Origin of the sequence: Deinococcus sp., assembly GCF_025362455.1 — a bacterium.
Classification (GTDB): domain Bacteria; phylum Deinococcota; class Deinococci; order Deinococcales; family Deinococcaceae; genus Deinococcus.
Window position 1 is genome coordinate 14,845 of the sequence record NZ_JANYGJ010000011.1, and the last position, 26,251, is coordinate 41,095.

Consider the following 26,251-nt stretch of genomic DNA (forward strand, 5'->3'; position numbering starts at 1 on the left):
GGTGAGCGCCGGTGAGTGAGCTGCGTTCAGTTTACGGCAATCGCCGCTGCGGTGCATCCGGCCCTGCTTGTCTGTCTGCTTGGCCGTGTTGTTGGCTACCCGGTTGCCGGTCTGGTTGCAGGGCTGCTGGCCTCACCGGTGGCAGCCCTCTGGCCTCGATCACCTCATCCTTGAAGGTGATGCGCGAGATGTTGGCCAGCAGCTCGGCATACGACTCGAAGACCTTGACCGGCAAGGCCTCGATGCGCTCCGGGCCGCCCATGCGCCACTCGTGCCAGACGTCGTGCATGTCGATTTTATAGATGGCGCGGTCTTCAACGTCGCGGGCGTTAAAGGTCAGCAGCTCGGCGCTGCGGTGGGCGCGGGCGATGGCGCAGTACTCATAGAGCCTGGTCTTGAGAAACAGTTCCTCCTCGCCGTCGTAAAAGGCGTGGCCCAGCCCCTCGTAGGGCGTCTGCGCGGCGCGGTCCGTGCGGGCGCTGGCACGCCGCTTGACCGTGAAGCCGCTAACATTGAACTTCGAGACCCGAAACGCCCCGAAGCCGTTGAACACCGCTTTGATGTCGATCAACCAGCGGGGCAGATCGACCTCGCGCTCGGTCATGTAGCGCCGCAGCTCGCTCGCCGACGACACGATGTATTCCAGGTCCGGAAAATGCTCCAGAAACAGCCGCAGGTGCGCTTTGTCGACGTCGCTCACCCGCGAGCATTCGAGGCGCTCCATCACCATGCTCTGCGGCTGAAGCTGCCCCAGACGGCGCAGTTCCAGCATCCTGAGTTCGTAGCGCTGATCGTGGTTGTAGTCGGGCATCGGGGCAGTCTCCTGGGCGTACCTGCGGGTGAGCACTGAGTTCGGGTGAGCACTGGGTTCGGGTGAGCACTGGGTTCGGGTGAGCACTGGGTTCGGGTGAGCACTGGGTTCGGGTGAGCACTGGGTTCGGGTGAGCACTGATGAGCTGGGCGGCGGCGTGGTCAATGGCAGATAACTCACTATACGGGGCCGTTTCTGACCGGGAACTCACTGAGCCGCCCTGCCCAGTTATCAGGCCAGTTGCGTTATCGGGCCAGTTGCGTTATCAGACCAGTTGCCGGGCCAGCTCAAGCGCCAGCGTGTGTGCCACGCCCGGTCCGACCAGATCGGCCCCCTCGCCGCCCAGCAGCAACCAGTGACGCCCGGTCAGCGCCTCGGAGCAGGGCCAGCCGCCCAGCGGCGCAGACAGCCAGGCGCCCGGCACTTCGCCCAGGCTGCGGCCCAGTTCCAGGGCGCCAGTGGCCAGGGCGCTGACGGTCTCCATCGCTTCCAGCAGGTCTTGTAGCACCTCGCGGCGCACCCCCACCGGCACCCCGCTCAGGCGACCCCCGGTGGGCCGGTAGCCGTGCGGGTCGCGCTGAGGGCTGGGCGTGAGCACCTTGAAACCAGCGGCCTGTGGGCGCAGCGTCAGGCCCGCCGCCCGGATGACCGGCGTGCTGTCGTCCGTGGGCACGTTCAGGCGCGGCGTCTGCCGGTACACCTGGCCGTGGTGCGTCACCGTGCCCAGCGAGTGCTCGGCCAGACGCGGCCCGCCCGCCCCCGCCGCGATGACGACCAGCTCGGCCCTGACAGCGTGCGTCTCGTGAACGACGATCTGGTGCGTGTTGGTGACGTTCAGCCGCCGCAGGGTCACGCCGGACCCGGTGGGCTCGGCCTGGGCGTTGAGCATCAGGTCGGCTCCGGCGGCCACGGCGCGGCGGGCGGCGCAGGTGGTCAGGTCGCCCGCGTTGTAGGTCAGGGCGTCCGGGTCGAAGCGGGCGTGCGGGAAGCGGTCCACTTCGAGCAGGCCAGCGGGCAGAGGCCGAAGTCGAGGCAGCATCCGGGCGCTGGGCTGGCTACCGCTCTGCGCTTCCGGCAGCAGTTCGATCAACCCGCGCCGCTGCACCAGGCCCACCCCCTCCAGGCCGCCCTGCGGCGCCGACACTTCACCCAGGATCAGGCGGCGGGTGTAGTCGGCGGCGGCGCGGTGCTCCGGGGGCACACCGAACTCCGTCCAGAGACCGGGCGCGAGCAGGGTGGCGCCGTCCTCGCTGGGCAGGCCGCCCTGATCGAGCAGCAGCAGCCGCAGCCCCGGACGTTGGCAAAGGATGAAGTGCGCCGCCAGGCTGCCCATCCGCCCGGCGCCGATGACGACTACATCGTACTCGCGCGGCCCGAACGCCTGCCCGACATGCGCGTAGACCTGCCCCGCTGCGTCCATAACGGGCAGTATGGCGCGGCGAACAGGTGCGCACCCTCCCTGAGCCGCCGCAAATGCCAGTCCGGAAAGCTGTCTGGAAGCGCTGGGCGGGCGCTGGGACCGAGCAGGTCAGGCTCGCCGTTCCCGGTCCACGGCGCCGAACAGCCTGCTTCAGTCGGAGTGTTCCCGGTGGCGAGGTGGTCGTGCCTGCCTCCGGAGCCGCCGCCCGCTCCTCTCACCTGCTGGGGCGCTGCTCTCACGCGGCCCAGAGGGGAAATTGGTTAAGCTGGCCGTCATGCGTTCAAGTTTCGGTCCTCTCCTCGCCCTCGCCGCGCTGTGCGCCGCGTCAATGGGTTCCGGATCACTGGCCCTGAACGTGCGGGTGCTGGTCGCCAGCGGCGCTTCGCTGACGGTGCGGCTGGGGGCGCAGGAGGCCGGTGCGGAAGTGTCCAGCTTACCGGGCAACGCCCTGAACACCGACTGGCTGGTCGGCGCTTCGGGCGGCAAGCTGACCCTGGGCGGCCTGGACACCGGCAGCCCGGTGCTGAGCCTGCCGCCCTCGCTGGGCAGCGCGGTGGACATCGCCGGGCGCCGCTACCGGGGTGGGCTGACCTTGCGGGCCGTGAGGGGCGAAGTCCAGGCCATCAACGTGGTGGACATCGAGGAGTATCTGCGCGGCGTTTTGCCTGCCGAGATGCCGCCGCTGTGGCCCCAGGCTGCCGTGCGGGCTCAGGCGATCATCGCCCGGACCTACGCCGCCGCCCGCATCGACCCCTCGGCGGCCTACGACCTGTGCGCCACCACCCAGTGCCAGGTCTACGAGGGCACCGCCCGCGAGCACCCACTGGCCGACGCCGCCATTCAGGCCACCCGCGCCCAGGTGGTGGTCAGCGCGGGCAAATTGGCCGACACCTATTTTTCCTCGGATTCGGGCGGCTACACCGCCAGCAGCCTGGAAGCCTGGGGCCGCGACGTGCCGTACCTGCGCGCCCAGCCGGACCCGGCCTCGCCCGGCGCCTCAAAACCCTGGGTCATCACGGTGCCGCTGAGCAGGGTGCAGGACGTCGCGGGCCGCTACAACGTGAATGTGGGCCGCCTGGAGGGCGTCACGGTCAGCGCCGCCAGCCCTTCCGGGCGGGTCGCCTCGCTGACGCTGAGCGGGTCGGCGGGCCGCAAGGTGCTGGCGGGCGCCAACGCGGGCGGCTTCGTGCGTTCGCTGGGGGCACGCTCCTCACGGGTCACCCTCAGCGTTACCCCTGGCACGGACGGCCTGACGCTGACCGGCACCGGCTCCGGGCACGGCGTGGGCCTGTCGCAGTGGGGCGCACGCCGCCTGGCCGAGACCGGACTGAGCGAGCTGGCGCTGCTGAGTTTTTACTATCCCGGCGCCAGCGTCAGCCTGCTGGGAGAGCGGCCCGCAGGGAAGGCCGTGCCTAGAGCGTTTGTATTGGACGGTACCCTGCCGCTGGCCGTCGCCGCCGGGCGCGGGCTGAACGGGCGCGGGCTGGACGAGCTGGGAGCTGAGAAGGTCTGCTCGGTGGCGGGGAATGACGCTGTATCTGGGCTGTCCGGTGCCTCCGGGCTGGACAGCGCAATCTGGCCCGGTCAGGCGGCGCTGGGAGGCAACTTCGGTGGGCCACCGAGACTCACCGTGCCGCCTCTGGACGCGGCGCTTTGAAGCAATCCCAAAGCGCTGGGCGCCTGGCGGGACTGCTCTCGGCGCTGCTGGTCCTGGGGCTGGGCAGCGCGGGAGCGCGCACGGTGCGGATCATTCAGGCCGACCGGCTCGAACTCAACCGGGTGGACGATCAGGAAATCGTGGTCATCAGCGGCGAGCGGGTCGAGCTGCGCATCGACAACGACGTGGTGGTGGCCTCGCGGGTCGAGTTCAACCGCAGCCGCCGGACCCTGACCCTGATCGGGCCGGGCCGCTACGACGCCGTAGACGATAAGGGCGCGGTGCAGCGCCTGGCGGGCTCGGACCTGGTGGTCAACCTGGGCAACCAGGCGGTGACCGGCGAGGACGTGATTATCAGCGACGCCGACATCGAGATTCGCGGCCAGGCCATCGAGCGGGTGCCGGGCAGGCTCACGGCCACCAACAGTTACGCCACACCCTGCGCCAAGTGCGGACGGACCCCCGACGACTACGCCTTCCGGGCCAAGCGGCTGCTGCTGTATCCGGGCGACCGCCTGATCGGCTACCAGGCGACGCTGCTGCTGGCCGGGGCGCCGGTGCTGTACCTGCCGGTCATCGCGCTGCCGCTGAACGAGCCCTCGCGCCAGCCCAGAGTGAGCTACAGCGACGACCCCATCGACGGGCGCACCATCAAGGCCGATCTGCCGTTCGCCTACAGCGACAACGTGCTGGGCACCACTTTTTTGCGCTACTACCAGAACCGCGAGCCCAGCTTCGGCGGCGGCGGCGAGTTCACCGTCTACGCGCCGTTTTCCTGGCTGGACCGGGTGACGGCTTCCGGCCTGGCCGAACCCAACCCCTCGGCCAGCGTGAATGGCGTGCAGACCTTTTCCAGCGGTTACGCGCTCGATTACAGCTTCAGCGCCAAGGGCCACCTGGAGCGTGACAACACCGCCCAGGGCGGCCTTACCTACAGCGTCACGGCGGTCCACAAGGACATCGGGCTGCGGGCCGACGATCCGGCCAAAGGGATTACCACCGTCAACGCCGACGCGGGCGTGACGCTGATCAACGTGCCCGCCGTGGGCACCGTCAAGCTCAGCGCCACGGTGGCCGACCGGCGCGGCCCGGAGCCGACCAGCGCCCTGGGCACGCCCCTCAAGCGACCCGAAGTGGTCATCGACCCCGACGCCTACCGCCTGACGTACAAGAGTGGCAGTACCCTCAGCGCCGACTTCAAATTCACGGTGGGCAACTACCTGGCCGCCAGCAACCCACTCAGCCGCAGCGCCAGCGCCCAGGGACCGAACTACGCCACCGCCCGGCTTCAGTTCGAGCAGGTCATCAGCTATGCGGCCCGGCCCTGGCGGGACGCCGATTTCACGCTGAATAACACCTTCACCGGGCGCTATTACCTCAGCGGGCAGCGGGTGGTCGATCAGAATTCCAGCGCCGCGCTGACCCAGACCTTCGGCATCCGCATGGCCGAGGCGGGCAGCGCTGGCGCAAGCGGGGGGCCGCGCTACAACGCCTACGGCACCCCGGTCAATCTGCCGAGCAGCCTGGGCAGCTTCTCGGTCAAATACAGCTATATCCGCCGTGAGGGCGTCAGTCCGTTCGCCTTCGATACCGTCACCACCTTGTTCCAGACGCCGCTGACCGCTTCCGTCAACCTGACCCCGGCGTCGGGCGTCAGCATCGGGCTGTCGCAGAGCTACGATTTCGTGCTGCCCGCCGACAAACAGCAGCCTGCCGCCCTGAGCATCAGCGCCTCGCAGGCCCCGGTGCAGCTCAACGTCGATGTCCGGCACGACTTTTTCATGGGCCGCCTGGAGAGCGTCACGGCCAGCGGCTCACTCGGCGCCCAGGCGGCGCGGGGCGTCAATCTGGCGGTGTCGGGCAGCTACGCCCGCGACAGCGGCCCCGGCCCGCTGACCACCACCGTCAAGGCCATCGGTGGGGTGCGGACCAATACCTTCGGCGTGTCAGCGGTGCAGGATCTCAAGAAACATGAATTGCAGAGCGTGACCGTCAGCGCCAGCGGCGTGGCCAGCCGCGACGCCGTGCTCAATCCGGTCAGCCTGACCCTCAGCGAAACGGTCAACCTCCAGTCGGGCAACGGGCAATCGCCGCGCCTGGACGGCAGCGCCACCATCAACTGGCGCAACTACACCTTCGGCACTACCCACAGCCTGACCCTGCCCTACGGCAGCGTGATTCCGGCCACCGCCACGGCTCCGGCCAGCCCCGGCGGCGATACGTTGTTGTTCAGCGTGGGCAACCTGCCGGGCGGCGGGTACGGTGGTTCGGGTTACGGCGGTTCAGGGTACGGCGGTTCGGGGTACGGCAGCAACTCTTCCAGACCCGCCAGCTCCGGCACCCTGACCTGGAGTCTGAAATACGGCGGCCCGTATGATCTGGCCCGCACCCAGTGGACCAGACCCAGCCTGACCGGAGCACTGACCGCCAGCCGCATGAGCACGCGCCTGAATGCCCAGGCGACGGTGGCGATGCCCGGAAGCCAGCAACTCGACGGCCCGTACTTGCAAAGCGCCAGCCTCAGCGGGGAGTACCAGTTCGGGCGGCGTATCGGGCTCAGCGGGCTGGCGAGTTATACCCGCAGCGTGGCTTACGGCCCCAACCAGCCGATCACCCAGACGCTGAGCCTGCAACCGCTGGCGCTGAACTTCACCTTCGGGCGCGGCGAGCGGCCCGACGCCTCGCTGACCGCCACCTTCCAGCAGACCCTGACCTGGGTGGCCGGTGTGCGCACCGACTCGGCGCCGCTGCAACCCATCTTGCTGCTCACCGTGGACCGCTGCTGCTGGACCTTTCAGGCCGAGATCAACCCGGTCGCCAAACGCTTCCGGATCGGGCTGGTGGTGCCGGGCGCGGGCAACGTGTCGGCCTTTGAAAACACCGCCGGAGTCAACAAATTCCCGATCTTCAGCCCGACCCCGCCGTGAGGCCGACGCCGCCGTGAAGATAACCGCTGTGAACTGGGCCGCCCTGAACGGCAAGGAGATCCGATGCGCCTGACCGTCCCTTCCAAACGCGCCACTACTCGGTGGGCCAATTCTCAACAGCACAGGCCCCTGCTGGCCGCCTGCCTGCTCACCGCGCTGCTGAGCGCCTGCACCGGCACCACCGAGGACGCCGTGGTGCTGAGATTGGCGGTCCTGAGCGGCGTGGGCGACGGCGCCGTGCTCAGCGCGGTGGATGTGGGCAGCCCGGCCAGCCTGGTCACGCCTGTGCCAAAGGCCCTCGACCTGGAGTCGCTCAGCGGCGGCACGGCACTGGCGGTCCTGTATCCAGACAAACTGGAAACGCGCGACGCCACTTTCGGCAAGCCGGAAACCCGCGCCAACCCGGCAGACCCCGGCTTCAAGCCGTGTTACGTGAATCTGGAAGCCAGTGCCCTCCGCGACCGCCTGGCCGCGCTCTCAGACTGCGGCGGCGGGGCGCTGCAACAGGTGGCCGTCTGGCGCTCGGACGGTTCGCTGGCCTTCAGCGCCACCCTGCCGGGGCCGACCCCCACCTCGCCGGAGCAAACCCACATCGCGGTCCTCGGCGACACGCTCTGGGCGGTGCATCCGGCGGTGGGCGGCGGCTCGGAACTGATCCGGGTGATCCGGAGCAGCGACGGCAGCGCCGGTGTCAGCACGCCCACCCTCACGCCGACCATCAACGACCTGACGTTCTACAGGGGCACCGGTTACGCCGCCACCGACAGCGGCCTGCGCACGCTCAGCGAGGCCGGAGTGCTCACCGCCGTGCCCGACACCAGCAAGCCGCCGGGCGGCGCCCTGACGCGCCTGTACGCCGACGACCGCCTGCTGGGCGCCTGGGCGGGCGGCAGTTACTCGGCGCTGAACATCTGGAACGGTGCCAAAACCAGCAGCCCGACCAGCTTCAGCGACCTGCGCGACTTGGTCTTTGCCCCTGACGGCACGCTGTACACCCTCAGCGGCAACGTGCTGAGCCAGTACGACAGCGCTTTTGGCCTGGCCGACAGCGGCTGGCGCGGCAAGGACCTGAGCAGCTTCACTGATCCCAGAGCCGTGACCTGGCTGGTGCCTCCTATGGCAACGCCGAAGTGAACAGGATAGGGGCTGGAGAGTCATCCGGCTACGTTGAAGTCACGTTGAAGTCATTCAGCGCATTGTTTACCAGGATGATGCTCTTCTCGTCATTAAACGGCGAGACCCTTCGCTCAGGATGACAAACCAGTTGGACGCTTATCAGGTTTTTCGATGAGGTTTAGCCAACAGTCGCCAGTAAATCATCGCTCATCTGTTTATCTAGAATGAATCGGTGTTCTGACCATTCCTGCTTCGTCCCACGACCGCCCCGCTACACCCGTTTGCTTTGTCTGACTCCACCCTTCCCGGCTTGACGCTTCCCCACTCGCCGCCCCCGCCCCAGACGTTGACTCAGGTCACTGCCCAGACCGCCCGCGAGCAACGTCGGCAGCCAGGCGCCAAAGCCCGCGACCTGCCCCGGCACGAAGGCCAGGTGAATCTGACACAGCGCCCCGAACCAGGCGGTCAGCACCCAGCCGCCCGCGAACGAGCCGCGAGCCCGCCCGGCACACAGACCGAGCAGCAGATAACCGAGCAGGTGAAGCGGCGTCGAGCCCAGACCCTGCGCGTCGAGCAGCCACAACGAACCCATGACGATCATGGTGGGCCACCACCAGCGGCGGGCCAGAACAGGCCGGGCCAGGCCAAGCTGGGACCGGTCGGGCGAGCGGCCCAGATCGGCGGCGCTGAAGCTGGCGGCGTCCAGTGGGGCCACGCCCAGAGCGTCGGCATCCAGGGCATCGGCATCCAGGGCGTCAGTGTCGAGCGGGGCGTCGGTGTCGAGCGGGGCGTCGTCGAGCGGCCTGACCTTGGCGGACCCGGCAGCTCGGCTCAAGTCCCACGCCCGTCTGGATGCCCGACCAGTGCGTGCCCGACCAGTGGGTGCTCGACCAGTTCAATCAGCGTGCCCTGGCCCCAGCGCGGATGCAAAAAAGCCACCCGCGTGTCACGTCGCCCGGCCTGCGGCTCATCCGAGAGAAACTGGGCGCCCAGGCCGCGCAGCCGCTTCATCTCGGCGCCCAGGTCGGCGACCCGCAACGCCAGGTGGTGCAGCCCGGCGCCGCGCCGCGCCAGAAAGGTGCTGAGCGGACTATCCGGGCGGGTGGGCGAGAGCAGCTCGATCAGGCTGCCGCCGACCTCGAAGGCCCGCACCCGCACGCCCTGGCTCTCTACGTCCTCGTCCGGCCCTTCCGGCAGCAGTCCGAGGGCCAGGTACGGCGCGCTGCCGCTGTCCAGATCCGGGGTGGCGATGGCAACATGGTCTAACTTGAACAGGCCGAGCGTGAACAGGCCGAGCTTCAACCGGTCTGGCGCCAGGGGAGCTGACTTTGATGACCCGGCGCCTTCCTGCATGAGAGCAGCTTACCCGATTTGCCGCTCCCTGGGCCGCGCCACTGAGCAGCCTGGTCAGCCGTCCGGTTCGGCGGACTGACGAACAAGTGTCAGCTCCGCGCTGGGGACTCCTTCCGGCGTGGCCAGGTCATCCACCCGGATGCTCACCGAGACCCGCACCGACAGGCAGGCGGGCAACTCGGAAATCGAGGTAGTGCGCCGCGCCAGGCTGAATCCTCTGCGGCAATACGGGCGGGGGCAAGCTGGCCTTGTGGGTCATGACAACGCTCCTGAAGTGGTGCGGCGGCTGGTTTTGAACGGCTGGTTTTGAACGGCTGGCTCTGAACGGCTGGCTCTGAACGGCTGGCTTTGAACGGCTGGTGGTTTCCCATCAAATCACCACAGTTCAGCCCCTGTGACACGGCGCCGTGAAGCGTTCGTTCATGAAGACGCCACTCTGAACCCGGTTCAAGCCGTCGCGGCCCGGCTTGCTTCGTTCGGCTGTGGCGCCCACACTGCTGAACGTGCCTGCCCGACTGCTGCCCCTGCTCGCTGAAACCCCCCAGTCTGGAGCGGTGCTGGCCGCGCAGCTCGGCGTGGGGCGGGTGACGGTGCATAGCCTGGCCCACGACCTGCTGGCCGCCGGGGTGCCGCTGCTGATTTCCCGGCGCGGGTACGCGGTGGCGCCCGGCACGCCGACGCCCGCAGCGTTGCGGCGAGCAGGCTTTAGCGGCCCCTACCGCTACCAGGCCCAGGTCGGCAGCACCCAAGACGAGCTGCGCGGCTGGGCCGAGCACCCCACAGACCCGGCTCCGTCCGGCGCCGCGCTGCTGGCCGAGTCCCAGCGGGCCGGACGCGGACGGCGTGGACGCACCTGGCTCAGTGCTGATAGGTCCAGTGCGGATGGGTCCAGTGCTGATGGGCAGGATTCAAATGGCGCGGGCCAGCACCTGAGCGGCACGGGGCTCACCTTCAGCGTGCTGCTGCGGCCCACCAGCTTATCCAGCTTGCCGCTACTGCCGCTGGCCGCAGGCGTGGCGCTGCGAGACGCCTGCCGGGCTGTGCTGCCGCCGGATTCACCCCAGCCGGGGCTCAAGTGGCCCAACGACCTGCTGAGCGCCGGGGGTCTCAAACTGGCAGGCGTGCTGCTGGAGGCCGACCTGCGCGGTGAGGAGGTGCGCCGGGCCGTGCTGGGCATCGGGCTCAACGTCAGCGCCGCGCCGCCGGGGGCCGCTGCGCTGGTCGACCTGGCGCCCGGCTGGAGCGTCTCCCGCGCCGAGTTGCTCGCCCGCATCCTGCGTGAGCTGGGCAAGTGGCAAGGCGCGGCTCCAGGGGCAATACTGGACGCCTGGCGCTCCGGCAACCTGACGCTGGGCCGGGCCGTGCGGGTCCAGACGCCGGGCGGCCCGGTGGTCGGCGTGGCCCGCGACCTGGGGCCAGGCGGCGAGCTGCTGGTGCGCAGCGACTCCGGCCAGATACTGAGCATCGGCGCGGGCGACGTGGAACTGATCGGCAGCCTGAAGTCACCCGGTCCACCTCAGTCCCGCTCACCCTGATGACTGCGCCCCCTCATTCAACATCCACCAACATCCGCTCACCCAGCAGCCACTCACCCAGCAGCCACGAGGAGACTTATGACCCAGCTTCCCACCCGTTCAGCCAACCCCTTTCCCACGCTGGCCAGCGCCACCCTGCGGCCTGCGGGCAGCAGCACCACCGCCAGGGTCCTGCTGGTGCTCGGCGGGGCGGCCTTCGTGGCGCTGTGTGCCCAGATCAGTATTCCGCTGCAACCGGTGCCGATCACCCTGCAAAGCCTGGCCGTGCTGCTGGTCGGCGCCGCACTGGGCGCACGCAAGGGCGCCGCCGCGCTGACCACCTACCTGGCGGCGGGCGCTGTGGGTCTGCCGGTCTTCGCGGGCGGGGGCCACTTTCTGGTCAGCGCCAAAACCGGCGGCCTGACCCCGACCTTCGGCTACCTGATCGGTTTTATCCTGGCCGCCGGTCTGGTCGGCTGGCTGTGCCAGCGCTTCGGGGCCGACCGCACGCCCTGGGGCACGGCGCTGGCGATGCTGGCGGGCAATATCGTCATCTACGCCGCCGGTCTGCCGGTGCTGGCCGCGCTGTTCGGACTCAGCGGCCAGGCCCTGCTGACGGCGGGCCTGACGCCTTTTCTGATCGGCGACGCCCTCAAACTGGCGCTGGCCGCCGCGCTGCTGCCGGGCGCCTGGGCCTTGCTGCGCCGCCGATGAGCTTTTGCCGCACTGACTTTCACCGGATGGACCAGAGTGCCCCACCGTTCAGTCCCGTCGCCCACCCCAGAATAACCCTCTGACCTGATCCCCCGCTGGCCGGGTCAGCGTTGTGAAATTCGGGGTCGCCCCTTGGTCCGGCCCTTTGTGACAAAGACCATGATTTTTTGCCGATCAGCACGGAAATCAGCCCTGTCTCCAAGCTGGGAACAACCCCGGCGAAGCTCCAAGTTATCCACAACCTTATCCACAGACCCTGTGGATAACCTGTGGATAACTTTTTGAAGCCCCTCTGGCCGGTGCCCCACTTTCACCGACACAGACGATCAATTCAGGGCTTTTTCGGGCATTCCGGACAGGGCCAAAGTTATCCACAGTGAAACGGCAAACTGTGGATAACTTTTGTTTCAGGGGCGGATTTTGTTCATGGAATGGCCAGAATGTATTCGGCGTCGGCCCGGCGCACGGCGGCCACGAAGGCGCGAACTTTCTGTGCGTCCTTGACGCCCGCCGAGGTCTCCAGAGCACTCACGGCGTCCACGGCTGCCGGGCGCAGCGCGGCCATCGCCTGCGCCACGTTGTGTGGCCCCAGACCCCCGGCCAGCCAGCCGCCTGGCGGAAACTGCGCGGCCAGGCTGGCCCAGTCGAGCACCTGCCCGCTGCCCGGCTGCGGCGCGTCGAGCATGGGCGTGACGTGCGCGGGCCACTCGGCGCATTCTGCTTGCAGCTCAGCGGGGCTCAGCACGCGCAGCACCGGATAAAACGCCGTGAGTTGCGCCAGCATTCCCTCCGGCAGCGGGCCGTGGAGCTGCACCGCCGAAAGCCGGGCGGCGTCGGCCAGGCGCAACACCTCACCTTGCGACTGGTCCATAAAGACCCCAACCCGGCCCACGCCCGGCCCCACCGCCAGCGACGCCAGACGCGCCACGTCCACCCTGACCAGCCGTTTGCTGACCGCCGCAAAAATCAGCCCGATCGCGTCCGCACCGGCTTCGGCAGCCATCACGGCGTCGCGAACGGAGGTGGTGCCGCAAATTTTGACGCGGGTGCGGGAAAACGGCATGGGCAAGAGGCTAGCACGGGGGAGGGTTGTGGGGCGCGGGGAAAGATGATTGTTTCGCGCCTGGTTTGAGCGGCCAGATACCACCCCTCTGCTTCGCAGCTTTGCGAGTCCTTCCGCTGCGAGACCAGTTATGGGCAGTTGCGGAGCACGGGCGCCCTACGTCAGCTCCACGATGTGGAGAACGTGGTGAAGGAGAGTGCGTGTGGGACAACTGGAAGTACCATGCCTGGGGCCTTCATCGAGCAGAACGCACGCGCCGTCTTGGTCAGCGCAGCGCCGATGACGACGCTTGGGCGCTGGGCACGCCTGCTCTCTTCCCGAACCTGGGGCCAGTGGCGCCCCACCGGGGCGGGGGAGCCGACGCATTCGCAACGAGCTGAAGCCCCACCAACGCCACCCCACCGCCAACCGCCAATACCAATCACGCCACTCACCCACCAACCCCAAACGCCGCCCGCAATTTCAGGGCGAACACCTGGAAGCTCAGGCCCGGATTGGCGTAGCTCTCCAGCGCCTCCTGCAAGGCTTCCAGGGCCAGGTCGGCGGCGGCCCTCACCGCCGGGGGCTCGCGGCGCCACACGAAACGCAGGGCCTCCGAATGCAACGCGGGAGAGAAGGTCTTTTCGAGCGCGGCGGCGGCTTCCAGGCTCTGCCACAGCCCTTCATGCAGGGCGGCGCTCAGGTGGCGGGCACCCTCCAGGGCAGCGCGGGCGGCTTCAGGGTCAGCAATCAGCCCGGCGCGGCCAGCGGCGAAGGCCAGCAGCTCAGGGTCGGCGCTCTGACCGGAGGCGATCAGCAGCCTCTCCAGCTCGCTCTCCGGCGCGGGCGGCACGCCCAGGCGGCCCGAACGGCTGACCAGGGTGGGCAGCACCGAGCGCACGTCCTCGGCCAGCAGCAAGAACAACGCGCCGTGCGGGGGCTCCTCGATCAGCTTGAGCAGGGCGTTGGCGGTCTCGGCATTCAGGTACTCGGCGCCGTCGATGATGACCACCCGGCGCCTGTAGGTGGGCCGGACTTCCAGAAATTCGTAGACGTGGACCTCGTAGTCCTTGTCTCGGTCACGGGCACGCAGCACCGCGCCGATGGGGATGATCTTGCGCCGGGCGGCCTTGCCGGTGCTGGTGACGGTCCTGGGCGAGAGGACCAGCACATCCGGATGAGCGCCCAGCGCCGCCGCCTGGCACGAGGCACAGACCCCACACGGCCCACTGCCGGGCCGGGCGCAGTTGTGCAGCGCGGCCACCACGTCGGCCAGGGCACGTTTGCCCACCCTCGCCGGGCCGGTCAGCAGCCAGGCGTTGCCAGACCGCACGGCCAGCACCTCCAGCAGCGCGGCGTGGACGGCGGGCAGCCGGGGCAAACCGGGCCGAATGGCGGTCATCTCCACACCACCTATTTGCCCAGCAGCAGCCGGGCGCCCAGCACTTCCGGCAGCCCGGCCTGCTGCACGTCGAATTGGACGCGCCCTATGTCGTAGTCCACCCGGAACACCTGAAACTGGGCGCGGGCGGTGTCGTAGACGGCGTAGCTGGCTTTGGGATTGCCGTCGCGGGGCTGGCCCACCGAGCCGGGATTGAGAATCACGCGGGCGCCCGGCGGCACCATGTACGTGCCCCCGTCAAAAAACGCCTGGTGTTTGACCCACTCGCCCACCGGGGCGTTCAGCGTGGCGTAGACCGCCGGGTGGTGGGTGTGGCCCACGAAGCCCAGCCGCCCGTGCCAGCCCGCAAAGGCCTCGCGGGCCGCCGTCACCGAGTCGGTGTAGTCGTCCAGGCTGACCGGCGTGCCGTGGCGGTAGCGCGCACCCACTTCGGGGTCGTCGATGCCGTCGCGCCAGGTCCGAATCCAATCCAGGTCACGCTCCGAGAGCCGTTCGAGTTGCCAGGCCAGCGCCTGCGACACGATACTGACCCGCATGTTCAGCCCGTCGGCACGGTCGAGCAGCATGCGGTCGTGGTTGCCCATGATGCAGACGGCCTCCAGGTCGCGCAGCGAGGCCAGCACCTCACGGGGATGCGGGCCGTAGCCCAGCGCGTCGCCTAAATGCACGACATGGCTGTACTTCCGCGCCTGGGCGTCGCTTAGCACGGCTTCGAGGGCGGGATAATTGGCGTGGATATCAGAAAGCAGCAGCAGCCGCACCCCGGCATAATAGCGGTATCGTGCTCCGCCGGTATCAGCCGCTGTCCACAGTGTTTTCCCGGCCACGTTTCCCGTCCACGTTTCGCGGGGGGTGCGCCTGTGTCATCCTGCTACAGATGACGCCCGCCACCGAAGTCTGGAGTGACCTGCCCGAAGTCTGGAGCGACCTGTACGGCGCCGCGCACGTCCGGTATCAGGGCCGTCCGGGTGGGCGGGCCTGGCTGGTCGCCTGCGAAGCTGAGCAGGGCCTGACCGTCGCCGAGCGCTGCGAGGCGTTCATGCAAAGTACGCGCCTCAAGGGCCAGCTCGAACTGCTGGTGCATGCCGGGCTGGCGCCGCTGGAGGGCACCCTGCGGGAAGGCCGCTTCAGCGGCGTACTGGTGATCGGTCTGGTGACCGGCCTGGTGAGCAGCCCGCCCCTGAGCGGTGGCCCGGCGACCCGTGAGGCGGCGCAGACGGTAACGACAGTTGGCGGCCTGAGCTACCGCGAGGGTGGGGCGCTGCCCGCCTGGGCTTCGGCGCTGACGGTTGACGGGGAGGAAGGCGAGAATGCGGCGGCGAGCCTGTGCGCCTCGCTGGACGTGCCGGTGGTCGTCTGTCCGGCGGAGCTGCTGGGCGAGGTGCTGCTGCGCTGGGCGGGGTCGGTGGTGCATGGGCTGAGTCTCTAAACCTTCGGCTGGATGGGCGGTTGGGTTGCGCTTTTAGGTTTTGGCGCTTCGCAAATGCGTCGGCTCCCCCACCCCGATGGGGCGAGGGGGTTAGCGCTGCGCTAAGCATGGGTACTTCCGCGTCGGCTCACACGCACTTTGTTTCCCCGTGTTCTCCATATCGTGGCCGCTGACGTAGGGCGCCCGTGCTCCGCATCTGCCCATCACTGACCTTGCTGGAAGGGAGTGGTCTACTTCAGCAGAAAACAGCGCCTGGATCAGGGTCTTAGCTCCCTCTCCGTAGGGGTGAGGGGTCGCCCGTGAGTAACACTCATGCCCTCAATCTGTCCCACACTCCCTCTCCCCCGCTGCGCCTAGACTGCCCGCGTGAGTGCCCCGCCCCCCGTTCGCCACCTGTATGTCCACGTTCCGTTTTGCCCCAGCATCTGTCCGTACTGCGATTTTCATGTGCTGACACGGCGGGGCGCTCAGGTCGAGGCGTATCTGGAGCAACTGGAACGCGAGGCGGCGCGGCTGGGAAGCGCGTATGACATTGATCTGGAGACCGTCTACCTCGGCGGCGGCACGCCCAGTTTTCTGCGCGGCGAGGAGCTGGAGCGCCTGAGCCAGAGTATCCGGACCCATCTGGGCTGGGGCAGCCAGGAAAATACGCTGGAGGTCAATCCCGGCACCGTCTCGGCGGCGCGGGCGGCGCACTGGCGCTCGCTGGGCTTTGACCGGGCCTCGGTGGGCGTCCAGAGCCTGCACGACCCTACGCTGAAGTTCCTGGGCCGCCAGCACGACGCCGAGCAGGCCAGGGAAGCCGTGCGGTTGCTGCTGGAAACCGGTATGCGGGTCAGCGGCGACCTGATTACGGCGGTGGCCGGGCAACCCCTGGAGGCCGACATCGCCGGTCTGGTGGCGCTGGGCGTGGGGCACGTCAGCGCCTACACCCTGACCATCGAGCCGGGCACCCCCTTTGCCCGCCGGGGCGTGCGGGTGGCCGAGAACGACGAACGGGCGGGCTTTACGCGCACCGCCGAGCTGCTTTCGGCGGCAGGGTTCACGCGCTACGAGATCAGCAACTACGCCCGGCCCGGTGAGGAGTCGCGGCACAACAGCGCCTACTGGGCCAATAAATTTTACCTGGGGCTGGGACCGGGCGCGGCGGGGCACTATCCCCAGCCGAGCAGCGAGCCTGGAATGCTGGCCGTGCGCCGCACCAACCCGCACCTGCACGACTGGCTGGCCCACGACCTCAGCACCGGTTTTGCCGGGGAAGCTGAACTCATCGACGCCGAGGAACACGTCACCGACGCCCTGTTCATGGGCCTGCGGACCCGCGCCGGGGTGGACCTGGCCGGGCTCTCGCGCTCCAGCGGGCTGGACGTGGCCCAGCGCTACGCCGCGCCGCTGAGCCGCAACCTGGCAGCCGGACTGCTGACCCAGGACGGCGACGTGCTGCGCGCCACCGAGGCGGGCTGGTGGGGGCTCAACCGCGTGCTGAGCGACTTTATCAACCATACTGAACCCAGTCCAGATACGTCCGGTCCAGACGAACATGGTCCGGTCAAACTTGCCGAGCTGGACGAAACGGCGTCAACCCAGGTCGTGATCTGAGTCCGGCGTCCGTCTGAGCTGAAGCTGTCCGACTGCGACGAACCCAGCACAAGCCCAGCCACCACAAATCCAGCTCCTACAAATCCAGTTACGGCGAACTCAGGTTGCTGGCCAGCCACTGCGAGAACTCCGGCGAGGCGCGGTCTACCTGAAGGGCCAGAATTTCGGGAATCTCGTAAGGGTGGCGCTCCTTGATGAACCGCTCCAGCTCCGGATAGCGCTCGCCGCTGGTTTTGATCAGCAGCAGGGTTTCGGTTTCCTCGGCGACCTCGCCGCCGTAGCGGTAGACCGACTGCACACTGGCGATCATATTTACGCAGCCCGCCAGACGGTGCTCGACCAACCCACGCGCCAGCTCGACTGCGCCCGAAGTGGGCACCGTGACCATCACGACAAGAGACATGCTTTAAGTTTAAACGATCTCGGTGCCCAGCGATCTGGGCCGCCCGGCTCCCAGATTGCCACAGCCGCACTGGACGCATAAAACTCGGTGTGCGGTACTTGACTTTCCATGAATACCGCTCTATGTTAAGGATAATAATTCAGAGTTGGGCGCCCAATCGGGCGGTTTTTTGTGTCGGCCCGCTCATGTCTACCCTGGTGCCAAATCTGAAACTTCCGGCTGCCCGCACGTGGCCCAGGTGGCCTCCTCCCAGAGCCTGAAGGTGTGCAGTACGGCTTGAACTCTGGCCTTGTGATGGCCCATACAATCTCTGAGGCCCGCAGCAGGGACACTGTGAGTGTTCCGAGTTCGCAATAGGTCGAGGTCACGCACCTGGTCAACGAACGGGTGTGTGGTTTTACTTGGAATGACTCAAGGAGAAGTATGGCTGCAGGACGAGTAAAATGGTTTAACGCGGAAAAAGGTTTCGGTTTCATCGAGTGCGAGGGTCAGCCTGACGTGTTCGCGCACTACAGCGCCATCAAGGCGACGGGCTTTCGCAAGCTCAATGAAGGCGATGAGGTCGAGTTCGACATCGAACCCGGCAAGAATGGTCGTGGCCCCCAGGCCGCCAACATCGCTGTGACCAAAGCGGCACCTGAGAGTGACCGTGGCGGAAGCGGCGGCAGCTTCGCCCGTGGCGGCGGCGGCGGCGGTAGCAACCGCTGGTAACAGCGGCCCTGCTGAATGACACCAGCAACTGAGCGGGAGAATTTCGGTTCTCCTGCTTTTTTTGTTGTGCCGTTTTATTGCATTCAGGTAAGCACGCCGCTGCCTACGCCTGAGCTACCCTGAATCCATGTCTGCACCCCCGCTGCCTGTACCCTTCTCGCCGCCCCGCCTGCTGGCCTTCGACCTCGACGGCACCCTCATTATCGAGCAGGGGCTGTTCGTGCCAGACGACAGCCGCGCCGCGCTGACACGGCTGCGCGCCCAGGGCGTCAAGGTCGCCATCGTCACCGGGCGCGATCAGCCGCCACCCGGCGTACTGGAGGCTACCCGTCCCGACGCGGTGGCCACCCACAACGGCGGGCGCGTCGAGATCGGCGGTGAGCTGCACAGCCAGCTTCATTTCAGCTCCAGCGAACTGGAGGCGGTGCTGGCCCACCAGCTCGGCGGTGCCCGCGTGATGGCGTTCACGGCAGAGGCGGTCTACATCGACACGGCGCCGGGCATGGTCGTCCCCGACTGGCTCTCGCGGCGCGAGCACTTCCCGCTGGCCCAGGCCCCCCGGCAGGCGGTGACCAAAATCGGCTTTTACCACCCCGGCGTGGCGAGCTGGCGCGACGAACTGCGCTCCGGCGACTACGGCCACCTGGTCTATACCGGCGCCCAGGCGCCCTACCCCGACTTTCTGACGGTCACACCGGGCGGCGCCGACAAGGGCGCGGCGCTGAGCATCATCGCCGAGCAGTTCGGTATTCCGCTTGCTCAGGTCACGGTCTTCGGCGACAGCGACAACGACGAGGCCATGTTCATGGTGGCAGGCCGGGCGGTGCAGGTGGGCGACCTGCCGCTGCTCAGGCCCTACGCCCACGACCAGGTGCCGGGGCCAGAAGCGCTGGGCGCCTATCTCCATGCGCTGGCCGACGAGCTGGAACGAATCGGTGGTCTGGCGAGGCCGGGCTGAGCCAGGCGCATCATTTCAAAGTCTGCGCCACTCGACACGCTGGATAGAGACGGCTTGAATTCGTCCAAGCTGCCCTCAGGGCCGGTCCAGACGCTACACCCAGACCTGACCCGGCGCCCCCAGCCCTTCATCTGTTCCCACAACCCATAACCCACTTCCCATCTTTTCCCACACGCCACAAGCCGGGCGCCAGCCCCCCGCAAGTCAACTGTCCCAAACCTCAGTCAATCCCACAGGGACGCGGGCGCGGGGACAGTACAGTAACGATTATGCGTTCTCTGGTGCTCATCGGTCACGGCTCCCACCTCAACCCACAGTCGGCCTCCTCGGTCTACGCCTACGCCGATCTGCTGCGCAGCAAGGGCCTGTTCGACGAGGTGGTGGAGGGCTACTGGAAAGAGGAGCCCTCGCTGCGCCAGGTGCTGAGAACCGCCCACTACACCGACGTGACCGTTATTCCCATGTTCATCAGCGAGGGGTACTTTACCGAGACGGTGATTCCGCGTGAGATGGGTTTGGGCCATCAGGGGCCGGTGCCGCCGCAGGGCGTGGCCCGCAGCATCGGCGGGCGCACCGTGCGCTACACCCTGCCCTACGGCGTGCATCCGCGCATGGCCGAGGTCATTCTGGAGCGTGCCCGCGAGGCCTACCCGGATCTCAACCCCGCCGACACCGCCCTGATCGTGCTGGGCCACGGCACCACCCGCAACGAGAACAGCAACAAGATCGTCTACCAGAACGCCGAGCGGATGCGTGAGGGCGGCCACTTCGCCGAAGTTCACGCCCTGTTTCTGGATGAAGTGCCCAAGGTGACCGGCTGGCAGGAGCACGTGGGGGCGCCCAACGTGGTGCTGGTGCCGTTCTTTGCCTCGGAAGGCTGGCACACCCTGGAAACCATCCCCGAAGACATCGGCCTGACCGGTGAGGTGACGGTGTTCGAGGGCGGCGCGAACGGCACCCAGACGGTCTATTACAGCAAACCCGTCGGCACCCACAGCGCGGTGACGGAAGTCATCTTGCAACTGGCCGAGGACGCCCGTGGCGCAGCGGCCCAGGGCGGCGACATAGACCGCAGCCACCAGGACGCCTGGGACGCCTTCGTGCGCCTGGCCGAGCAGACCGTGCGGATCGGCGAGGTCATCGTGCGCCCCACCGAGGGCATGTTCGAGATTCGCCACGCGCTCGACGAGGGCCGCGCCAACGAAAGTCTGGTCACGCTGGTCACGCCGGAGGGCCTGCGCGACCAGGTCCGGCTCGACGAGGCCGGGGAATTTCGCCCGGTGCATACCTTAAGGAACCTGCCACGCGGCTGGCGGGCGGTGCTCAGCACCGCCGAGTTGCGCCGCGCCGTGCATCTGCTGTACCCGGCGGTCATCGAGGAAAGTTACGCCCACCACCACCACGCCCTGCGCTGCACGCCCTGGAACGCCACCGCCCGCCGCCAGACCGGCATCTACGCCAAGGTCCAGAAGGCCACGCCCCAGCAGGTCGAGCACGTCGCCAAAGACGTCTGCGGCGGCTGCATGAAGACCCGGCTGTGGGCGGACGAGCCGCTGCACCAGACCTTTTTCGGCGGCGTACCGGGCGCCATTCCCTGCGCCGAAGCCTGCACCCTGCTGGTCGCCGAGGTCCGCGAGGAAGTCAGCGGCAAGCGCGGCGCGGCGGCGAGCCCCTCGCACGACTGAGGCCAGGGCGGCAGCCAGACCGGGTACATTTAGACCGGGTGCATTAGAGTAGATGTCATAAAAAGGGTCTTTTTATGACCGAGCAGAGCGAGTAGTTTTGACTGAGCAGGACGCAGAATGGAGGCGCGGGGAGGCTGTTTTCCCCGTGGCGTAATTCGGAGTACTGCTCTAGACTGGGCGCATGACCGTTCTGCACCTGGCTGCCGCCGCCTACCCCTGTCAGCGCTATGCCCACTGGGACGAGTTCGAGGCGTTTCTCAGCGCCTTCGTGGCGGAGGGTGTTTCAGGCGGCGCCCAGGTGCTGCTGCTGCCCGAATACGCCAGCCTGGAACTGCTCAGCCTGCTGCCCGAAGCGCTGCACCACGACGTGCTGGGCCAGCGCCACGCCCTTCAGATGCTGCTGCCGGGCTTTCTGGACGTTCACGCCCGGCTGGCCCGTCAGCACGGTGTCTATCTGCTGGGCGGCAGTTTCATCGTGGAGGTCTCCGCCGGGCGCTATCTCAACCGCGCCCACCTGCACGGCCCGGACGGTGAGCTGGGCCTTCAGGACAAGCTGATCATGACCCGCTTCGAGAACGAGGAGTGGTCGATCAGCCCCGGCGAGGGCCTGAGTGTGTTCGAGACGGCGTATGGCAAACTGGGCGTCAATATCTGCTACGACGCCGAATTCGCCGACCTGGCGCGTGCCCAGGCCAGGGCCGGAATGGAGCTGCTGCTCGTTCCCAGCTTCACCGGCAACCTCCACGGCTACCACCGGGTCCGGGTCGGTGCGATGGCCCGCGCGCTGGAAAACCAGATCTACGTGGCCCAGTCGCCCTGCCTGGCCGATGCGCCCTGGAGCTACGCCATAGAGACGGCGGTGGGCGCCGCTGGCGTCTACGCGCCTGCCGACCCCGGTAGAGAAGGCGGCGGCAACGGCCTGCCGGAAACCGGCGTGGTGGCCCAGGGAGAGGTGAACGTGCCCGGCTGGCTGCACACGACCCTCGATCTGGACGTGACCCGCGAGGTGCGCCGCAACGGCCACGTGCTGAACGCCCGCGACCAGGCGAAGGCACTGGCCCAGGCGCAGGGCGAGATTCAGGTGAATCGGATGGAAGCAGTCAGACCGTGATTTTTATCACATTGCTGCATCAGATTGATGACATGGCTCAGCTTCATTCCCGCAGACAGGGACGGCTTCACTTCAAATCGCCGCCCCGCCTGAGCTTCAAGCCGAGCACCCGGCGACGTCCACGTCAGGGTGCATCCAGCGGTCTACGCCCTACTTGCCCGCCTGTGCCAGCTTCAGAAAGTGGGCGCTGGCTTTGTCTTCGGGATTGAGGCTCACCGCTTTGCCGTAGGCTTCGGCGGCGGCGGGGTAGTCCTTGCGCTCGTAGGCGAGGCGGCCCACCCACGACCAGGCTTTGGCGTAGTTGGGGCTGAGCTGCACGGCTTTCTGGAACCCGCTGTCGGCGCCCGCCTTGTCGCCCTTGGAGTAGCTGACGTAGGCGTTCCGGAACGCCTGGGTGGCCAGCAGCCCCACGCTCTGGGCTTCCTGCACCACGCCGAGGTTGTACTTGTCGGCGGCGTTGGCACCGGGCAGCGCGGCCACGGCAGTGTAGGCAGCCGTGGCCGACGGCAGGTTGCCGAGTTCCAGCGACAGGCGGCCCTGCTCACGCCAGGCTTCGGTAAAGTTCGGCGCCGCCGCCGTGGCCTGCTGATACAGCCCCAGCGCCCCGGCCTTGTCGTTCTTGTCGATGGCCTCGTAGGCTCGGCTGTAGGCGGTGGTGGCGGCGGGGCCGTACTTACCCGCGTTCTGCGAAACTTGCAGGAAATAGCCCACCGTTTTGTCGTTGGGCGCGAGCTGGGCGGCCTGCTGGTACAAGCGGGCCGCGTCGGCGTATGAGCCGCCCTCCAGGGCCACGCGGGCGTTCCAGATCACGCAGGCGCTGTTGTCCGGCTGGAGCAGGCTGCATTTCTGAAAAAAGACTGGGGCGCTGACCAGATCGGCTCTGGTGTAGGCGGCGTAGCCCATGTTGTACTGCACCGTGGCGGCCAGGCTGCGGGCGGCGTTGTCGTCGGGCCGGACTTTCAGGTAGGCGTCCCAGGAGAACTCGGCCTGCTTCCAGAAACCCACGTCGGTGTAGATGGTGGCGCGTATCAGTTGGTAGTCTGGGTTGTTCGGCTCGGCGGCCACCGCCCGGTCAGCGGCGGCGGCGGCGCCTTTCCAGGGCGTCCGGTCGATGTTCCAGTCACCGCGCGGCAGGGTCTTGCGGGCCTGGTCGGCCAGCTTCTGCGCCTGGGCCGCCGCCTCGGTAGCCGACTGGGGCGGGGCGGGGGGCGTGTTAGCTTTCTGAGCCTGGGCACCCGCGAGGCTCAGGGTCGCCAGCAGCGCAATCTGGGTCCATTTATGATTCATGAAAACCTCCAAAGGAACTCACACCAGTTTAAAAAGTTCCAGATGACGCAGATGATGAGAAGCGGACGGGGCCTTAAGAAACGGCCAGCCCGATGTCGCTGCTCCGGCTCCGCTCCCCCAACTCCCGCTACACTGCACCGTGATGCCGCGCCGCACCCTCGGACTTGCCCTGCTGATTCTGGTGACCTGCATCTGGGGCAGCACCTTCGCGGTGGTCAAGACCCTGGGCGAAAGCCTGGCGCCACAGTCGCTGATCGCCTGGCGCTTCCTGATCGGGACCGTGGCTCTGCTGCCGCTGCTGGCCTGGCGCCGCCCGACCCGGAGCGCTTCCTCCAGGCCCCCGCGCTCCCTGCTACGCGACAGCCTGACGATGGGAGGGTGGCTGATCGTCGGCTACGGCACCCAGACCATCGCCCTCCAGACGACCAGCGCCAACCGGGCCGCCTTCATCACGGCGCTGAGCGTGGTGCTGGTGCCGCTGTGGCAGACCCTGGTGGCCCGCCGCGCCCTGGGCGGCTTTCTGTGGGCAGCCGTGGCGCTGGCGGTGGCGGGTCTGGCGCTGCTGTCCTGGGAAGGCGGCCCACTGGTGATCGGGGACGCCTGGGCGCTGGGCTGCGCCGTGAGCTACGCGGGCTTCATCCTGGCGCTGGACCGCACGACCCGCTGGCACGCCGCCCTGCCGTTCACGCTGCTGCAACTGCTCAGCGTGGCGGCGCTGGCCTGGCTGTGGGCGCTGCTGTCGGGCGCGAGCCTCAGGCCGCCCGCGTCCACCTGGAGCGGCCTGATCTACCTGGGCCTGGCCGCCACCGCCCTGACCACCCTGATGCAGACCCTGGGCCAGCGCTGGGTGAGTGCCGCGCAGGCCAGCATCATCTACGCGCTGGAACCGGTGAGCGCCACGCTGTTCAGCTTTCTACTCATCGGCGAGCAGGTCGGGCTGCGCGGCCTGATCGGCGGAGCGCTGGTGGTCGCGGCGACGGTGCTGAGCCAGAAGGGCCACGTCCAGCCCCCCGCACATCAACTGGCCGAGGCGCCGGAACTGGATGTCAGTTCGCCTCAGCCTTGATCGGTGCTGAATGAACCAGCGCTGGGGTTTCGTCGCCGCTCAGCGCACGGGCGAACCAGTCGGGCAACCGGCCCTTGAAGTAGCGCTCGCCCCAGACACTGGCCCACTCGGTGAAGGTGCCGCCCTCGATGGCCGCCCGTGAGCGCTCGACCAGGCGGTGCAGGTAGCGCAGGTTGTGCAGCGAGAGCAGCCTTGGCGAGAGCATCTCCTCGGCTTTGGTCAGGTGGGCCAGGTAGGCGCGGGTGTGGTGGACGCAGGCGTAGCAGTCACAGTCGGGGTCGATGGGGATCAGTTGCTGCCGGGGCGGGGCGCTATTCAGGTTCAGCCGCCCGTCGTCGGTCAGGGCGTAGCCGAAGCGGCCCGTGCGGGTCGGGTACACGCAGTCGAACATGTCCACGCCCAGCGCGATGCCCGCCACCAGGTCTTCGGGGTGGCCCACGCCCATCAGGTAACGCGGCTTGGATTCCGGCAGCCGGGCCGCCGTGTAGGCCACCGCCGGGAACATCTGGTCCTTGCTCTCGCCCACCGCCAGGCCGCCGATGGCAAAGCCGGGCGTGCCGAAGGGCAGCGTGGCGCCCAGGCTCTGCTGGCGCAGCTCCGGGTGAATACCGCCCTGCACGATGGCGAACAGCGCCTGATCGTCACGGCCCCGTTCACCCTGAGACTGGGCCTTCAGACTGCGTTCCAGCCAGCGCACGGTGCGCTCCAGACTTGAGCGGATGTACGGCGGCTCGGCGGGAAACGGCGGGCACTCGTCGAAGGCCATGATGACGTCGGCGCCGAGCAACCCTTGCACCTCGATGCTGCGCTCCGGCGTCAGGCTGACCAGCGACCCGTCGAGGTGGCTCTTGAAGACCACGCCCTCCTCCGAGATGCTGCGCATATGGCCCAGGCTCATCACCTGGAAGCCGCCGGAGTCGGTCAGAAAAGGGCCGGGGTAGGCGGTGAAGCCGGGCAAGCCGCCGTGCGCGGCGACCATCTCGGCGCCGGGGCGCAGCATCAGGTGATAGGTGTTGCCCAGAATCATCTGCGAGCCGATGCCAGTCAGCTCCTCGGCGCTGAGGCCCTTGACGCTGCCCTGGGTGCCCACCGGCATGAACATCGGCGTCTGCACGCTGCCGTGCGGCGTCTGAAAACGGGCGGTGCGGGCGCGGCCATCCCGGCTCTGAATCTCGAACTCGAACATTGGGTCATTCTCTCACGGCGTCAGCACTTTACCGGCCAGCGCCGACTGCACCAGCGCTCTGATCTCTTCCGGCAACTGCTGAAGCTGCCACTCGCGTTCAGCGTCCACCGACCCACCCGCCGCCTTGACCGCTTACAGCGCGTACCGGACGCTGCTGAGCGAGTGATCGGCCAGGTGCGCGGTGGCAACGGCGTGCCCCACCGCACGGGCAACGGCCACCGCGACGGGATTCGCGGTTTCTCTGGCAGCGGCTCCTCTGGCAACGGTATGGGCGGCGACGGCAGCTTTGCGGGCTTCGGTCATGGTTGCCTGCCCAGACGTCCAGGCGCGGGCTATTGGCTGTTGCAAATACGTCGATCAGTCGGGCGTCGGAGTCAGCTTCACTAGAGCAGTACTCCAAATTACGCCACGGGGAAAACAGCCTCCCCGCGCCTCCATTCTGCGTCCTGCTCAGTTAAAACTACTCGCTCCGCTCGGTCATAAAAAAGGTCTTTTTATGACATCTGCTCTAAGGAGTGGCGACACATGCTCGGCGCAGGTGCAGGCCCAGATCATCAGCAACCGGTGATGATCCAGGCTCAATGACCCGCCCCGGCGAACGGTTACAAAGCGCTGATCCCGCATGACTCACCCTTATTATAACGTCATCGATATAGCGAAGGTTACAACCGGTTGATTGTATGAATCGTCTCAAGTCTGGACGCTCGGTCTTATCACAACCCCCCGACCCGAAACGAAAAGCCCCCCTCTCTGGGAGGGGGCCAAGCGACAACTTTGATTTGTGCTGGAGCGGGAGACGCGATTCGAACGCGCGACATTTACCTTGGCAAGGTAATGCTCTACCAACTGAGCTACTCCCG

General features: G+C 67.6%; 24 protein-coding genes. 12 read left to right on the forward strand and 12 right to left on the reverse strand.

Annotated elements, in window-relative coordinates; all coding sequences use genetic code 11:
- Window positions 1-31: 31 nt before the first annotated feature.
- Both Q0R23_RS00840 and Q0R23_RS00845 read right to left on the reverse strand, forming a co-directional pair.
- Complete coding sequence (locus tag Q0R23_RS00840) at window positions 32-811, reverse strand: hypothetical protein (protein WP_293909299.1); 780 nt, start codon at window positions 809-811, stop codon at window positions 32-34.
- A gap of 265 nt (window positions 812-1,076) precedes the next feature.
- Window positions 1,077-2,231 (reverse strand): FAD-dependent oxidoreductase, encoded by a 1,155-nt coding sequence (locus tag Q0R23_RS00845; protein WP_293909302.1) that lies wholly within the window; start codon window positions 2,229-2,231, stop codon window positions 1,077-1,079.
- A 274-nt stretch (window positions 2,232-2,505) separates the two neighbouring features.
- Here Q0R23_RS00845 and Q0R23_RS00850 point away from each other — a divergent pair, with 274 nt between their 5' ends.
- From Q0R23_RS00850 to Q0R23_RS00860, 3 genes are all read left to right on the forward strand, one after another.
- Window positions 2,506-3,888 (forward strand): SpoIID/LytB domain-containing protein, encoded by a 1,383-nt coding sequence (locus Q0R23_RS00850; RefSeq protein ID WP_293909305.1) that lies wholly within the window; start codon window positions 2,506-2,508, stop codon window positions 3,886-3,888.
- On the forward strand, window positions 3,885-6,815 hold the full coding sequence (locus tag Q0R23_RS00855) for a hypothetical protein (protein WP_293909308.1): 2,931 nt from the start codon (window positions 3,885-3,887) through the stop codon (window positions 6,813-6,815). The genes Q0R23_RS00850 and Q0R23_RS00855 overlap by 4 nt, the downstream gene beginning before the upstream one ends.
- 63 nt (window positions 6,816-6,878) lie before the next feature.
- Window positions 6,879-7,949 carry a hypothetical protein gene (locus tag Q0R23_RS00860; protein ID WP_293909311.1) on the forward strand — a complete coding sequence of 357 codons (1,071 nt, stop codon included), beginning with the start codon at window positions 6,879-6,881 and terminating at the stop codon, window positions 7,947-7,949.
- 253 nt (window positions 7,950-8,202) lie between these two features.
- On the opposite strand, the gene Q0R23_RS00865 is transcribed toward Q0R23_RS00860, so the two are convergent.
- The 3 genes from Q0R23_RS00865 to Q0R23_RS00875 form a co-directional block, all read right to left on the reverse strand.
- Window positions 8,203-8,766, reverse strand: coding sequence for a hypothetical protein (locus Q0R23_RS00865; protein WP_293909314.1), 564 nt, complete (start codon window positions 8,764-8,766; stop codon window positions 8,203-8,205).
- Window positions 8,763-9,233 carry a VOC family protein gene (locus Q0R23_RS00870; protein ID WP_293909317.1) on the reverse strand — a complete coding sequence of 157 codons (471 nt, stop codon included), beginning with the start codon at window positions 9,231-9,233 and terminating at the stop codon, window positions 8,763-8,765. Before Q0R23_RS00870 ends, Q0R23_RS00865 begins: the two co-directional genes overlap by 4 nt.
- A gap of 178 nt (window positions 9,234-9,411) precedes the next feature.
- Window positions 9,412-9,543, reverse strand: coding sequence for a hypothetical protein (locus tag Q0R23_RS00875; protein WP_293909319.1), 132 nt, complete (start codon window positions 9,541-9,543; stop codon window positions 9,412-9,414).
- 244 nt (window positions 9,544-9,787) lie between these two features.
- Between Q0R23_RS00875 and Q0R23_RS00880 the strand changes: the two genes are divergently transcribed.
- Together Q0R23_RS00880 and Q0R23_RS00885 are read left to right on the forward strand one after the other, a co-directional pair.
- Entirely contained in the window at window positions 9,788-10,819 is a 1,032-nt protein-coding gene (locus Q0R23_RS00880) for a bifunctional biotin--[acetyl-CoA-carboxylase] synthetase/biotin operon repressor (protein WP_293909321.1), read from the forward strand.
- Window positions 10,820-10,897: 78 nt separating this feature from the next.
- Window positions 10,898-11,512: a biotin transporter BioY gene (locus Q0R23_RS00885; RefSeq protein ID WP_293909323.1), complete on the forward strand. Its 615-nt coding sequence runs from the start codon at window positions 10,898-10,900 to the stop codon at window positions 11,510-11,512.
- Window positions 11,513-11,936: 424 nt separating this feature from the next.
- Here Q0R23_RS00885 and Q0R23_RS00890 read toward each other — a convergent pair whose 3' ends face one another.
- The 3 genes from Q0R23_RS00890 to Q0R23_RS00900 all read right to left on the reverse strand — a co-directional run bounded on the left by Q0R23_RS00890 (window position 11,937) and on the right by Q0R23_RS00900 (window position 14,717).
- Window positions 11,937-12,575 carry a phosphoribosylanthranilate isomerase gene (locus Q0R23_RS00890; RefSeq protein WP_293909325.1) on the reverse strand — a complete coding sequence of 213 codons (639 nt, stop codon included), beginning with the start codon at window positions 12,573-12,575 and terminating at the stop codon, window positions 11,937-11,939.
- Between the two features lie 430 nt (window positions 12,576-13,005).
- Window positions 13,006-13,956 carry a DNA polymerase III gene (locus Q0R23_RS00895; RefSeq protein WP_293909327.1) on the reverse strand — a complete coding sequence of 317 codons (951 nt, stop codon included), beginning with the start codon at window positions 13,954-13,956 and terminating at the stop codon, window positions 13,006-13,008.
- 11 nt (window positions 13,957-13,967) lie between these two features.
- Window positions 13,968-14,717, reverse strand: coding sequence for a metallophosphoesterase family protein (locus Q0R23_RS00900; RefSeq protein WP_293909329.1), 750 nt, complete (start codon window positions 14,715-14,717; stop codon window positions 13,968-13,970).
- Window positions 14,718-14,833: 116 nt separating this feature from the next.
- Here Q0R23_RS00900 and Q0R23_RS00905 point away from each other — a divergent pair, with 116 nt between their 5' ends.
- A complete protein-coding gene (locus Q0R23_RS00905) occupies window positions 14,834-15,385 on the forward strand; it encodes a hypothetical protein (RefSeq protein WP_293909331.1) in 552 nt (183 codons plus the stop codon).
- Window positions 15,386-15,751: 366 nt separating this feature from the next.
- A complete protein-coding gene (gene hemW / locus Q0R23_RS00910) occupies window positions 15,752-16,984 on the forward strand; it encodes a radical SAM family heme chaperone HemW (RefSeq protein WP_293909333.1) in 1,233 nt (410 codons plus the stop codon).
- Between the two features lie 88 nt (window positions 16,985-17,072).
- Here hemW and cutA read toward each other — a convergent pair whose 3' ends face one another.
- Window positions 17,073-17,387: a divalent-cation tolerance protein CutA gene (cutA, locus tag Q0R23_RS00915; protein ID WP_293909335.1), complete on the reverse strand. Its 315-nt coding sequence runs from the start codon at window positions 17,385-17,387 to the stop codon at window positions 17,073-17,075.
- A gap of 423 nt (window positions 17,388-17,810) precedes the next feature.
- Here cutA and Q0R23_RS00920 point away from each other — a divergent pair, with 423 nt between their 5' ends.
- From Q0R23_RS00920 to Q0R23_RS00935, 4 genes are all read left to right on the forward strand, one after another.
- Window positions 17,811-18,098 (forward strand): cold shock domain-containing protein, encoded by a 288-nt coding sequence (locus Q0R23_RS00920; RefSeq protein ID WP_293909338.1) that lies wholly within the window; start codon window positions 17,811-17,813, stop codon window positions 18,096-18,098.
- Window positions 18,099-18,225: 127 nt separating this feature from the next.
- Complete coding sequence (locus Q0R23_RS00925) at window positions 18,226-19,056, forward strand: HAD family hydrolase (protein ID WP_293909341.1); 831 nt, start codon at window positions 18,226-18,228, stop codon at window positions 19,054-19,056.
- Between the two features lie 269 nt (window positions 19,057-19,325).
- On the forward strand, window positions 19,326-20,741 hold the full coding sequence (locus tag Q0R23_RS00930) for a DR2241 family protein (protein ID WP_293909344.1): 1,416 nt from the start codon (window positions 19,326-19,328) through the stop codon (window positions 20,739-20,741).
- A gap of 181 nt (window positions 20,742-20,922) precedes the next feature.
- The gene (locus tag Q0R23_RS00935) at window positions 20,923-21,852 is read left to right on the forward strand and encodes a carbon-nitrogen hydrolase family protein (RefSeq protein WP_293909346.1); all 930 of its coding nucleotides are present in this window, start codon (window positions 20,923-20,925) and stop codon (window positions 21,850-21,852) included.
- Window positions 21,853-22,002: 150 nt separating this feature from the next.
- On the opposite strand, the gene Q0R23_RS00940 is transcribed toward Q0R23_RS00935, so the two are convergent.
- Complete coding sequence (locus Q0R23_RS00940; protein ID WP_293909349.1) at window positions 22,003-23,139, reverse strand: tetratricopeptide repeat protein; 1,137 nt, start codon at window positions 23,137-23,139, stop codon at window positions 22,003-22,005.
- A gap of 142 nt (window positions 23,140-23,281) precedes the next feature.
- Here Q0R23_RS00940 and Q0R23_RS00945 point away from each other — a divergent pair, with 142 nt between their 5' ends.
- Window positions 23,282-24,205 carry a DMT family transporter gene (locus Q0R23_RS00945; protein WP_293909352.1) on the forward strand — a complete coding sequence of 308 codons (924 nt, stop codon included), beginning with the start codon at window positions 23,282-23,284 and terminating at the stop codon, window positions 24,203-24,205.
- Here Q0R23_RS00945 and tgt read toward each other — a convergent pair.
- Together tgt and Q0R23_RS00955 are read right to left on the reverse strand one after the other, a co-directional pair.
- Window positions 24,186-25,391, reverse strand: a complete 1,206-nt coding sequence (tgt, locus tag Q0R23_RS00950; RefSeq protein WP_293909355.1) for a tRNA guanosine(34) transglycosylase Tgt — start codon at window positions 25,389-25,391, stop codon at window positions 24,186-24,188. The genes Q0R23_RS00945 and tgt overlap by 20 nt on opposite strands.
- 132 nt (window positions 25,392-25,523) lie before the next feature.
- Window positions 25,524-25,739, reverse strand: coding sequence for a putative immunity protein (locus Q0R23_RS00955; RefSeq protein ID WP_366520370.1), 216 nt, complete (start codon window positions 25,737-25,739; stop codon window positions 25,524-25,526).
- Between the last annotated feature and the right edge of the window lie 512 nt (window positions 25,740-26,251).

Bases quoted from the DNA above. Each gene is read 5' to 3' on its own strand.
- tgt (WP_293909355.1), bottom strand. From the start codon at position 25,391: ATGTTCGAGTTCGAGATTCAGAGCCGGGATGGCCGCGCCCGCACCGCC.
- Q0R23_RS00935 (WP_293909346.1), top strand. From the start codon at position 20,923: ATGACCGTTCTGCACCTGGCTGCCGCCGCCTACCCCTGTCAGCGCTAT.
- Q0R23_RS00925 (WP_293909341.1), top strand. From the start codon at position 18,226: ATGTCTGCACCCCCGCTGCCTGTACCCTTCTCGCCGCCCCGCCTGCTG.
- Q0R23_RS00905 (WP_293909331.1), top strand. From the start codon at position 14,834: ATGACGCCCGCCACCGAAGTCTGGAGTGACCTGCCCGAAGTCTGGAGC.
- Q0R23_RS00885 (WP_293909323.1), top strand. From the start codon at position 10,898: ATGACCCAGCTTCCCACCCGTTCAGCCAACCCCTTTCCCACGCTGGCC.
- Q0R23_RS00930 (WP_293909344.1), top strand. From the start codon at position 19,326: ATGCGTTCTCTGGTGCTCATCGGTCACGGCTCCCACCTCAACCCACAG.
- Q0R23_RS00920 (WP_293909338.1), top strand. From the start codon at position 17,811: ATGGCTGCAGGACGAGTAAAATGGTTTAACGCGGAAAAAGGTTTCGGT.
- Q0R23_RS00940 (WP_293909349.1), bottom strand. From the start codon at position 23,139: ATGAATCATAAATGGACCCAGATTGCGCTGCTGGCGACCCTGAGCCTC.
- Q0R23_RS00895 (WP_293909327.1), bottom strand. From the start codon at position 13,956: ATGACCGCCATTCGGCCCGGTTTGCCCCGGCTGCCCGCCGTCCACGCC.
- Q0R23_RS00890 (WP_293909325.1), bottom strand. From the start codon at position 12,575: ATGCCGTTTTCCCGCACCCGCGTCAAAATTTGCGGCACCACCTCCGTT.
- Q0R23_RS00840 (WP_293909299.1), bottom strand. From the start codon at position 811: ATGCCCGACTACAACCACGATCAGCGCTACGAACTCAGGATGCTGGAA.
- Q0R23_RS00945 (WP_293909352.1), top strand. From the start codon at position 23,282: ATGCCGCGCCGCACCCTCGGACTTGCCCTGCTGATTCTGGTGACCTGC.
- Q0R23_RS00860 (WP_293909311.1), top strand. From the start codon at position 6,879: ATGCGCCTGACCGTCCCTTCCAAACGCGCCACTACTCGGTGGGCCAAT.
- cutA (WP_293909335.1), bottom strand. From the start codon at position 17,387: ATGTCTCTTGTCGTGATGGTCACGGTGCCCACTTCGGGCGCAGTCGAG.
- Q0R23_RS00850 (WP_293909305.1), top strand. From the start codon at position 2,506: ATGCGTTCAAGTTTCGGTCCTCTCCTCGCCCTCGCCGCGCTGTGCGCC.
- Q0R23_RS00875 (WP_293909319.1), bottom strand. From the start codon at position 9,543: ATGACCCACAAGGCCAGCTTGCCCCCGCCCGTATTGCCGCAGAGGATT.
- Q0R23_RS00845 (WP_293909302.1), bottom strand. From the start codon at position 2,231: ATGGACGCAGCGGGGCAGGTCTACGCGCATGTCGGGCAGGCGTTCGGG.